Annotated in this window: 8 protein-coding genes and 1 tRNA gene; 5 read left to right on the top strand and 4 right to left on the bottom strand. The window is 60.3% G+C overall.

Features of this window, described 5'->3' with window-relative positions:
• A partial coding sequence (locus tag ACLP2E_RS01275; RefSeq protein ID WP_442464936.1) for a type III PLP-dependent enzyme occupies positions 1-865 on the bottom strand: 865 nt, incomplete at its 3' end.
• 27 nt (positions 866-892) lie between these two features.
• Between ACLP2E_RS01275 and ACLP2E_RS01270 the strand changes: the two genes are divergently transcribed.
• Entirely contained in the window at positions 893-1,150 is a 258-nt protein-coding gene (locus tag ACLP2E_RS01270; RefSeq protein WP_442464935.1) for a hypothetical protein, read from the top strand.
• 402 nt (positions 1,151-1,552) lie between these two features.
• On the top strand, positions 1,553-3,139 hold the full coding sequence (locus ACLP2E_RS01265) for a glucan biosynthesis protein (RefSeq protein WP_442462890.1): 1,587 nt from the start codon (positions 1,553-1,555) through the stop codon (positions 3,137-3,139).
• Between the two features lie 105 nt (positions 3,140-3,244).
• On the opposite strand, the gene cdd is transcribed toward ACLP2E_RS01265, so the two are convergent.
• The 3 genes from cdd to ACLP2E_RS01250 all read right to left on the bottom strand — a co-directional run bounded on the left by cdd (position 3,245) and on the right by ACLP2E_RS01250 (position 5,319).
• Positions 3,245-3,643: a cytidine deaminase gene (gene cdd, locus ACLP2E_RS01260; protein ID WP_442462891.1), complete on the bottom strand. Its 399-nt coding sequence runs from the start codon at positions 3,641-3,643 to the stop codon at positions 3,245-3,247.
• A gap of 74 nt (positions 3,644-3,717) precedes the next feature.
• Positions 3,718-4,533: a hypothetical protein gene (locus tag ACLP2E_RS01255; protein WP_442462892.1), complete on the bottom strand. Its 816-nt coding sequence runs from the start codon at positions 4,531-4,533 to the stop codon at positions 3,718-3,720.
• A gap of 710 nt (positions 4,534-5,243) precedes the next feature.
• Positions 5,244-5,319, bottom strand: a tRNA-Ala gene (locus ACLP2E_RS01250).
• 130 nt (positions 5,320-5,449) lie between these two features.
• Between ACLP2E_RS01250 and ACLP2E_RS01245 the strand changes: the two genes are divergently transcribed.
• From ACLP2E_RS01245 to ACLP2E_RS01235, 3 genes are all read left to right on the top strand, one after another.
• Positions 5,450-5,767, top strand: coding sequence for a YggT family protein (locus tag ACLP2E_RS01245; protein WP_442462893.1), 318 nt, complete (start codon positions 5,450-5,452; stop codon positions 5,765-5,767).
• 4 nt (positions 5,768-5,771) lie between these two features.
• Complete coding sequence (locus tag ACLP2E_RS01240) at positions 5,772-6,104, top strand: DUF167 family protein (protein ID WP_442464934.1); 333 nt, start codon at positions 5,772-5,774, stop codon at positions 6,102-6,104.
• A 77-nt stretch (positions 6,105-6,181) separates the two neighbouring features.
• The coding region (locus ACLP2E_RS01235; RefSeq protein ID WP_442464933.1) for a MaoC family dehydratase at positions 6,182-6,580 on the top strand (399 nt) is incomplete at its 3' end.

Below are 6,580 nucleotides of genomic sequence, written 5' to 3'. Positions count from 1 at the left end.
TGCCGATGTCGAGATAGACCCACTTCACCTTGTCGTCGTCGGACTTTTTCGAGATCAGCACGACTTCCGCCTCGATCACGCCGGCATTGCCGACCATGCCGCGCCCCGGCTCGATGATTGTCTCCGGGATGCGATTGCCGAAATGTCGTCGCAAGGATCGGAAAATCGCGTCGCCATAAGTGCGGACCGCCGAGACGCGCTTGAGATATTGCGTCGGGAAACCGCCGCCAAGATTGACCATCTGCAGCGAGATGCCGCGTTCGGCCAATTCCCGAAACACGCCCGCCGCCGATTTGAGCGCCAGGTTCCACATACGCGGATTGCGCTGCTGCGAGCCGACATGGAAGGACAGGCCATGCGCCTCGAGGCCTAGGCGATGGGCGAGTTCGAGCACGCGTGGCGCCATTTTCGGCACGCAGCCGAATTTACGCGACAAGGGCCAATCCGCGCCGGCGCCGTCGCACAACATGCGGCAGAACACTTTAGCCCCTGGGGCGGCGCGGGCGACCTTCTCGACCTCAGCCTCGCAATCGACCGCGTACAGACGCACGCCAAGTTCGTAAGAGCGAAAAATGTCGCGCTCTTTCTTGATGGTGTTGCCGAAGGAAATACGGTCGGGTGACGCGCCGGCGCCCAGCGCCTGCTCTATCTCCACCACTGAGGCGCAGTCGAAACAGGAACCCAGGTCCGCGAGCAGCGACAAGACCTCCGGGGCCGGATTGGCCTTGACCGCGTAAAATACGCGCGTGTCGGGCAAAGCCTTGGCGAAAGCGGCGTAATTATCGCGCACGACGTCGAGGTCCAGCACGAGGCAGGGACCATCCTCGCGGCGGTTGCGCAGGAATTCTAAGATACGATTGGTCATCGCGGCATCCCTTCGAAGGGCGCGCCCTTGCGCGCCAAAACCATGGGCTTCGGAGGAATGGCGTCAGCCGTCCGCAATCGCGCGTTGGAGACGCGACGTGCAAAAACAAACGCCATCCGTGACCATTCGGACGCGCGGAAATCCGCGCAACCGGATGATCGGGTGCTGCGCCGTGGACGCCTTGAACTCGGAGGGCGGATGCCATCCAAGTTTTACAGCGGCCTTCGATTGGAATGGGTGACCCCGTTCCGCACGCCCGGCAAGAAAGACAAGCCTCTTCGGTAAGCCGACCTTTGGAGGGTCGACAGAGACGAAAAAGCCCGGTCCGTCGTTGCTTTAAGTCGCGATCCTCCGTGCAGACGGAGTTCGCCGGTTCGCCTCCGGCTGCCGGTTTGTTTTTCAGGCGGTTCCCCGGCCTCTTGTCCGGATTCCCGCCAACCGACACACGACCACAGGCACGTGCGATTTGGGCAGGGTCATAAATAGGGCTTACCCCCCCGAACGCAAGAGAAAAATGCGCGCCCCGCGAATTTTTTCGTCCCTGCTTTCATGGACGGGGTTCTTTGCCACGCTAGAGCCCGAACGGCGCCTTGCGGCGGCCGCAAAACGCCGCTAACTGCTGGGGTTGCGCAAGAACAGCAACCCGAGTTTTCGCGCGCCAATTCGCCTGCCTGAGTGAAACGCCCCATGCCCCAATTCGACCGCCGCTTCCTGCTTAATGCTCTGGCCTTGTCCGGCGCCGCCGCGCTCGCTCCCCGCGCTTTGGCGCAAGGCGCATCGAGCCCCAATAACGGGCAGCCGCCGGCGCCCCATTTCGGCTTCGAAGAAGTGGTCAAGCGGGCGCGCGATCTGGCCGACGCGCCATTCGACGCCCTCCCGCCGAAATTGCCGGAAGCTTTGACCAGGCTCGATTTCGACTCCTACCGCGATATCCGCTTCAAGGCCGACAAGTCGCCGCTCGGCCCGGGCAATGGTCCGTTCCGGCTTCAGGCCTTTCACCCCGGCTTTATTTATAAGCGAACGGTGGTGGTGAACACGATCCGCGACGGCATTTCGACCCCCCTGCCCTATTCCTCGAGCCTGTTCGATTACGGCCGCAACAAATTCGAAAAGAATTTTCCGGTTAATCTCGGCTTCGCCGGCTTCCGCCTGCACTATCCGCTGAACAGCCCGCGTGGCCAGGACGAGGTGGTGTCCTTTCTCGGCGCCACCTACTTCCGCTTCCTCGGACGCGGCCAGAGTTACGGCCTTTCCGCGAGAGGCCTCGCGGTGTCTACCGGCGGCGACGATGAGGAATTTCCGTTCTTCCGCGAGTTCTGGATCGAGACCTCGGAACAGCATCCCGCAAAGGCGACGATCTATGCACTGCTCGACAGCGCATCGGTCACTGGCGCCTATCGGTTCGATCTCTACCCTAATGTCGAAAGCGTAATGGAAGTCGCCGCGACCATTTTTCCGCGCCGGGCAGGAGTCAAGTTCGGACTAGCGCCGTTGACCTCGATGTATTTCTTCGGCGAGGATCGCGGCAAGTGTTCCGACGATTTTCGTCCGGAACTACATGATTCCGACGGCCTGCTGATGCACACCGGCGCCGGAGAATGGATCTGGCGGCCGCTGCGCGCCCCGCGCATCGTCACCATGACCACCTTTTCCGACAATAACATCAAGGGCTTCGGACTCGTCCAACGCGACCGCAATTTTGAGCATTACCAGGATATCGATCTTAGCTACGAGACACGCCCGACCTATTTTGTCGAGCCGCATGGCGATTGGGGCGAAGGCCGCATCGAACTGCTCGAACTCGCGACAAAGGACGAGACGGCGGACAATATCGTCGCCTATTGGACTCCCAAGAACCCGCCGGAAGCTGGGAAGGCGTTCAACTATTCCTACCGCATCCGCTCGCTGCTTGACGCTTCCGATCTGTCGCCGAATGGGCGGGTAAAGAACACCTGGCACACTTCGCCAAAGGCGCTCGGTTCCTCCGAGGCGGTTGCGGTCGGAGAGCGACGCTTCGTTATCGACTTCACCGGCGGCGACCTCGGCTTCTATCAGCACGACCCGAATATGATCGAGATTTCGGCGACGACGTCGCAGGGCAAGATCACCCGCACGATACTGGAATCCAATCCGCACATCGACGGCATCCGGGCCATGATCGACGTGCAGGTGGAACCCGGCCAGACAACCGACGTTCGCGCCTTTCTCCATGCCGGATCGCGTGCCCTGACTGAAACCTGGATCATGCCCTGGGCGGCGGAAACGGCGCAATAAGCCGAAGTTGGATTTCTGCGGGCGACCCAGCGCTTGCCCTTGCCACAGATTAGAGATTGCGCGCAGCCATTCTGGACCGCCGGGCGAAAGGTTCCCGAAACGATGTTACGCGAGCGATGCTGGTCCGAAGGATCGGGGAAGCAGTTGGGAAAGTAGCGCGGAATCCGTCTGACCCTGGTCATCGGCGCAATAGATCAAGGTCCGCTCCGATGCGAATTCAGCGATCCGCTGGCGGCAAGCGCCGCAAGGCGTGATTTTCCCCGGCCCCGGCCCCAGCACAAGAATTTCGGCTATTCGCAGTTGCCCAGCGGCGACCATTGCGGCGATGGCAGAAGCCTCGGCGCACAGGCCGAGCGGATAGGCGGCGTTTTCGACATTGCAGCCGAAAAAAGCCGCGCCGTTTTCCGCGCGCAAGGCGGCGCCCACCGGAAAGCGCGAATAGGGCGCGTAGGCCTGCGCCCGCGCCGCTTTCGCCAGATCGAAAAGCTCCTCGACTGAGCTCATTTTCTCTTCTTTCTGCCCGGGTCGGTCACCGAACGCGTTGCACAAAAAATGAATCCCGATCTGACACAATCGGACTAGAACCGCCGCCACAAGGCGACGAGGATGCCGTTTTCGCGATAAGCGTTCTTTCCAGCGAGGGTTGTATAGGCGCCGAATTGTGTTCGCCAGTATTCATTAAGGCTGTAAACAAGGCTGAGTTGCGCCTTGGACTGCGCCCATTGCGGATAATTTACAATGTCCGACGGCGACGAAACAATATTGAAGCTCTGGGCCAGCAGGAGAAGACGCTGCGTCGCATAAAGGCCCAAGGTCAGATCGAAGCGCGCCTCGTCCGGCGCCGGTCCTGCGCACAGGCGATAGCCGACCTGGGCATCGATAAAGCCCGGCAGCGCGCCGACCGCGATATTCTTGCCGAGCAATAGTCGGAAATCATATTCCGGCTGGCGCGTTCCGGCGAGCCAGCTGTTGGTTGCCCCGCCATTGGTCGGCGCGCGCACTGAACTCTGAAAGGCGAGAACCGTCGAATCGTCACGCCATAGGCGCGCCTGCGCGCCGATCTCGCTGTCGCCAAGTCCGGTGAAGCGCTGATTGTCGGGCGACCCGAGCGAGGAGCTTTGCACGGAAGGCTTGATCACCACCGCGAGCCAGTCGGTTACGCCGTAATCGACGAAAACCTGCGCCTGCAGGCTGCGATAGAGTGGCGTCGGGGTGAAGCGCCCGACCTGGTCGAAACTGACATTGGCCTGATCGAACAACGTAGTAACAATGACTTCGCCGTGTCCGGCCTCGGGATTCCATGCTCCGGCCCTTGCAGGCGCGACGGCGCCGGGCCCGCCCAATAGACCCGCCAGTCCCAAAACCCCACCAAGGCGAAAGTAATTTCGCCGCATGACGCCGTCCGAATTTCCTACTTATGCTGATGAATGTTGCGCACATTCTTGCAGGGATGAAAGGTTTGAATCAAACATTTGAGCGGGGTTTGCGAAGAATTTCAGGTTTTGCACAATGGCGGGAGCGCCTAGTTCAATTCGCGGTTCCGGCCGTCGCCGGCCGGAAGTTCGATCTTTATCTCGCTGCCCTCTCACCCCGATGAGGGTCGGGCGAGGCTCAATAATAAAGGCAAATGCCGTTACGATCACAATGGCGGTGGTGCGGGTAGAGTACCGACGGGCCCCAGCACGACCGATAGAAGTGATAGCCCGTTTCCCCCCAACGCGCGCAACCCGCGCTCGCGCCATTGGACATCAGACACAGGACGGACAGGGCCGCCGCGGCAATAAGCGGATTGCGTAAGCTTTTCATCTTGACCTCCCAACTACGATCGGGGCGCAAAGGCGCGCCAAGCCTTGCGCTTTCAAAAAAAACGCTCGAACCGCGAGATGGTTGCGTGGCGAAAAGCGCTGCGTGAGCCGCAGATCGTGCCAATTGAAAAAGAAACAACTGAAGCGCCGATCCGGCTCAATCGGATCGGAGCTTCAGTGACAACCACGGTTAGGTTGCGACCGAAATCCGAGCACTATCGGTAGGCACCACAATGCTGGTCGAATTGTAAGATCGACTTATGACCAATTAAAAAGTTTAAAATCAGCCTATGGCGGATTGGTGGAGCTGAGGGGAATCGAACCCCTGACCTCTGCAGTGCGATTGCAGCGCTCTCCCATCTGAGCTACAGCCCCATTCCGGAGCGCGTGTTTAGGGCGCGGTGGCTTTTCTGTCAATTGCTGTCGAGTAAAACTCCTACAAAACTTGTTTGCAAAGCCGCCACGGCTTAAACATCCGACGTCTGTCCTTTCGCCCGGAGTTCCAATGTCCGCCGCAGCCTTCCTCATCCCCGTGTTCCGGGTGGTCAACATGGCCATCGACCTCTATTGGTGGGTCATCATCGTCATGGCGCTGATGTCCTGGCTGCTCGCCTTTGACGTCATCAACATGCGTAACGACCTGGTCCGCTCTGTATGGAACGGCGTCAATTCCTTGACTGAGCCGGCGCTGCGACCGATCCGCCGCTTCATTCCCCCCATCGGCGGGATGGATATTTCCCCGATCGTGCTGCTGCTGCTGCTTTCCTTCATCCAGATGGAGCTGGGCGAGGTGGTGCGCCGCCTGATGATGGCCTCGATGTGACAACGTGACCGCCGAGGCCAAACCCTGGACGCCGCGCGAAAGCGGCGTTGTCCTGCATGTGCGTCTCACCCCCAAATCTTCGCGTGACGCGCTGGAGGGGATCGAGACGCTCGCCGACGGCGTCTGCGTATTGAAGGCGCGGGTGCGTGCGGTCCCAGAGGATGGCAGGGCCAATGACGCTCTGGTGACCCTTGTGGCTAAAAACCTCAAAACCCCCGCGTCCCGCATCAAAATTACCTCCGGCGCCACCGCGCGGCACAAGACGCTGCTCCTGGAAGGTGACACCCTCGAAATTTTGGCAAAGCTGGAGCAACTGGGCACGACGGCAAAGCGTTGACGCCCACGCAATCTTGCCAACGCCCGCTTGCATGGCCTAAAGGCACGGCAGCCAAATTCGCACTGCTAGGGGCCGTCATGAGCAAGACCAACAAGGGCAATTTTTTCGAGGATTTCCGACTCGGCCAAGTGATCGTCCACGCGACGCCGCGCACTGTGACGGTCGGCGATGTCGCGCTCTACACCGCGCTCTATGGTTCCCGTTTCGTCGTGCAATCTTCCGACGCCTTTGCGCAGTCGATCGGCTATGCCCGCAGCCCGGTCGACGATCTGCTGGTCTTCCATATCGTGTTCGGCAAGACCGTGCCAGAAGTCTCGCTCAACGCCGTGGCCAATCTCGGCTATGCGGATTGCCGCTTCCTTGCGCCGGTCTATCCCGGCGACACTCTGTCCTCGAGTTCGGAAGTCATCGGCCTCAAGGAAAATTCCAGCGGGCAGACCGGCGTGGTTTATGTCCGCTCGCGCGGCGTCAACCAG

Source organism: Rhodoblastus sp., from assembly GCF_052145335.1.
Lineage (GTDB): Bacteria > Pseudomonadota > Alphaproteobacteria > Rhizobiales > Beijerinckiaceae > Rhodoblastus.
This window is presented reverse-complemented; position numbering and strand designations above follow the sequence as displayed.

Coding starts and splice junctions, on each gene's coding strand:
- ACLP2E_RS01245 (WP_442462893.1), top strand. CDS start 5,450: ATGTCCGCCGCAGCCTTCCTCATCCCCGTGTTCCGGGTGGTCAACATG.
- cdd (WP_442462891.1), bottom strand. CDS start 3,643: ATGAGCTCAGTCGAGGAGCTTTTCGATCTGGCGAAAGCGGCGCGGGCG.
- ACLP2E_RS01265 (WP_442462890.1), top strand. CDS start 1,553: ATGCCCCAATTCGACCGCCGCTTCCTGCTTAATGCTCTGGCCTTGTCC.
- ACLP2E_RS01255 (WP_442462892.1), bottom strand. CDS start 4,533: ATGCGGCGAAATTACTTTCGCCTTGGTGGGGTTTTGGGACTGGCGGGT.